This window comes from Bradyrhizobium sp. Ken01 (assembly GCF_055807355.1).
Genome location: NZ_JBVVPC010000117.1, coordinates 1 through 2,590 on the forward strand (window position 1 = coordinate 1; position 2,590 = coordinate 2,590).

4 protein-coding genes are annotated in these 2,590 nt (G+C 54.9%); 2 read left to right on the forward strand and 2 right to left on the reverse strand.

Annotated elements, in window-relative coordinates:
- Nucleotides 1-450, forward strand: a 450-nt coding sequence (locus AC0L3S_RS38865) for a hypothetical protein (protein ID WP_473285216.1), incomplete at its 5' end; no start/stop codon positions are given.
- A gap of 36 nt (nt 451-486) precedes the next feature.
- Here AC0L3S_RS38865 and AC0L3S_RS38870 read toward each other — a convergent pair.
- Together AC0L3S_RS38870 and AC0L3S_RS38875 are read right to left on the reverse strand one after the other, a co-directional pair.
- The gene (locus AC0L3S_RS38870; RefSeq protein WP_473285218.1) at nt 487-1,335 is read right to left on the reverse strand and encodes an AlbA family DNA-binding domain-containing protein; all 849 of its coding nucleotides are present in this window, start codon (nt 1,333-1,335) and stop codon (nt 487-489) included.
- Nucleotides 1,332-1,904 (reverse strand): hypothetical protein, encoded by a 573-nt coding sequence (locus AC0L3S_RS38875; protein WP_473285220.1) that lies wholly within the window; start codon nt 1,902-1,904, stop codon nt 1,332-1,334. Before AC0L3S_RS38875 ends, AC0L3S_RS38870 begins: the two co-directional genes overlap by 4 nt.
- Nucleotides 1,905-2,318: 414 nt before the next feature.
- Here AC0L3S_RS38875 and AC0L3S_RS38880 point away from each other — a divergent pair, with 414 nt between their 5' ends.
- Nucleotides 2,319-2,525: a DUF6538 domain-containing protein gene (locus tag AC0L3S_RS38880; RefSeq protein ID WP_473285222.1), complete on the forward strand. Its 207-nt coding sequence runs from the start codon at nt 2,319-2,321 to the stop codon at nt 2,523-2,525.
- Nucleotides 2,526-2,590 lie beyond the last annotated feature (65 nt).

Below are 2,590 nucleotides of genomic sequence, written 5' to 3' on the forward strand. Positions count from 1 at the left end.
CGCTGCCGCGTCCACCGCAAGCCCGGCTCGCAATCAAGACGACAACGAGATCGCCCCTCAAGGATGAGCCGGGATGAGCGACACATACGCCGTTTCCGAATTTCGGTAAAGTGGAATATTTTTGTGGGGAGGGTTGACGGGGTGGCGAAACAGGGGGCGGCAGCGCCAAAACAGCGCCCGGCATTCTCCGCCGTCAATTGGGAAGGGCTTCTCGATTGCCTGTGCGATGGCCATTTCAGCGGTTTCAACGATATGCGCTTCAACGGCCTCTTTTTCCGACAGGGCAGCAGCAATTGCTTCGAACTAGTCGGACTGTTTTCGTTGAACGCCAGATTAGGCCAGTTCGCTGATTTCCAAGAAGTTACCTCTTATTCTCTTCCGATTTTTGCCTCTAGCCCGATGGGTAGAGCCAGCGAACCCTTTCAACGTGGTATCGACAGAAATGCATGACGGGTTTCGCAAGCACTCACCTATTCGATGGCATGATTACGGCTCTTGATCGAGAATCTTGCTGAGGTGAGAGCAGATTTCATCAGCAAGCTCTTGGATGGCAACCAAATCTCCTTTCAGAAACCCGTCGATAATCACGGCAACACCGCCCCTTGCTTCGACTTTTGCGTTATAGCCGTCGACTTTCTGAATGATCTCACCAACCGCATTTCTCATGTACTTTGTCATGAGCACGAGCACAGCACCCGCTGACCGCAAGTCTGGCGATACACCGATTACTGCTTTGTTGCCGTCAATGTGCGCCAGCCCCGCTGCTGCTCGCGCTCTCGCAGCAGTCCGGAGCCGTGCTATCTCGATGTAGAGGTCAAATGCCGCACCATACTTCCTGCCGTACTCGATTCCCCGCCGCATAAGGTCACGCACATCGTTGTCCCGGATCGGCTCTGATTTGAAATTGAACCGCTTGTAATAGCGATAGTCTGGTGCTTGATGCGGTCCCCGTGACTTCGCTGCCGGTATCTCCAGGACGTAGGCTACGTTGGCAGTTCCTTTGCTCGTGAGCGTTACCGGCTTGATGAGCAAACCCTCGACGGGCGGCAAGATGTTTGACATGAGGACGTTCTCTATCTGCTCCCGCGTCACGACCTTTGGGTCGAGCCCATCATCGGTGCCGTCAGGCTTATTACCGATCTCCTTCATGCCATAGACAATGATGCCGCCAGATGCGTTCGCCATCGCGGACACGTCCTTGAATAGCTCCTTCCTGTGTCCAGGGTCTTTCGTCAGCGCCTCGGCGCGTTTGTATTCAAGTGTGAGGCTTTCCTCGATCTCCCCGTAGTACAGGTCATCGATATCCTTCTCGTCCCACTCGCTGACCGGCCTCATGATTGCTTCTTTATTGCAGTGAAAGGAACAAAGTTCACGTCAGTCGTGTGATTTGTTTGCACTAGGGTTGCATTCGTTGCGGACGGCGACCAACTTGCACCTGTGGGACCGGTCGTTAGGTGGTCTGCTGAGTCTGGCCCCTTGGGTCCGGGCTGTTTCCATTGGGTTTTGAACGGCTCGGGCAGATCATCGGCGAATTTGTCCATGTTGGGCTCGAGCCACTCCATCAACTTGACGGCGTCCCTCAAAGCGATCTTCTTCTCATCATCAGTGGTTCGCATTCCACTCAAATGAAGCACGTGCCAATGAAGATGATCGATCTCGTCCTTTAGGTGGCTAGCCGACGATGGATTAAAGCGCTTGATGTAATTTTTTGCTTTGATCGAATTTTGATCGTCGTCACCATTTAGAAATTTTTGGCAATTACGCCAATAGACTGCAAACTCGGCTAACAACACATTCCACTGGAATTGCTGTTGCGTCTGCTGAAGATCTTGGATGCAGCGCCGCGCCATGTCGAACTCGTACCGAGCGTGCGTTAGACGCTGCTCAGGAGACTCCTTTTCCAACCTCTCCTCCTCACAGATTGCGCCGAGCCGGCAATCGGCCGACGCCGATCCCGCATCAGCCGAGCTGTCCGGCGCGGACGCTGCCAGGCTTCGATGCTGGGATGGAAGGGCAAGAGTTCGCGAGCATCGAGTTTAGTCGCTTCGCTATCAGTCGCGGCAAGCTCGTAAGAGGGACTGCGAAGGCTAGACGTAATGGGCCATAGTGTAGACCCCAGAGCGAGTACCAAGACGAGGTAGCGAAGTGGGCTAGCTACTTGAAATATTTGGTAGCGGGAGAGGGACGCGCTACCACATTCCAAAACTCAACAAATCCTTCGATATTTCAGTGTCTTGCCTGGACCGGAGTAGCGGAAATGAGGGTGTTACATCTCGCCGGGATGTAACACCCTCGCCGCCCCCGGAGAGGCTCATTCCGTGGCCCGTCCTTCCTATCTCGCCCGGCGTGCCGGTGGCCGCTATTTCCTGCAGATCCGGCTGGGGAAACAGGCAGCCGAGCTCTTCCAGCGCCCCCTCCTCCGTGTCAGCCTTCGAACCGCGGATTTTTCGGAGGCCCGGAGGCGCTTAGTGGACAATCTCGGATGGGTACTGGAGCTGATTGAAGCTCCCGACCTAGTGTCCTGAACCAGAAGTTCGGGACATCGGGTCGTGTTTTGCCGGGGCATTGTATCGGCAGAAGCGTTCGATGG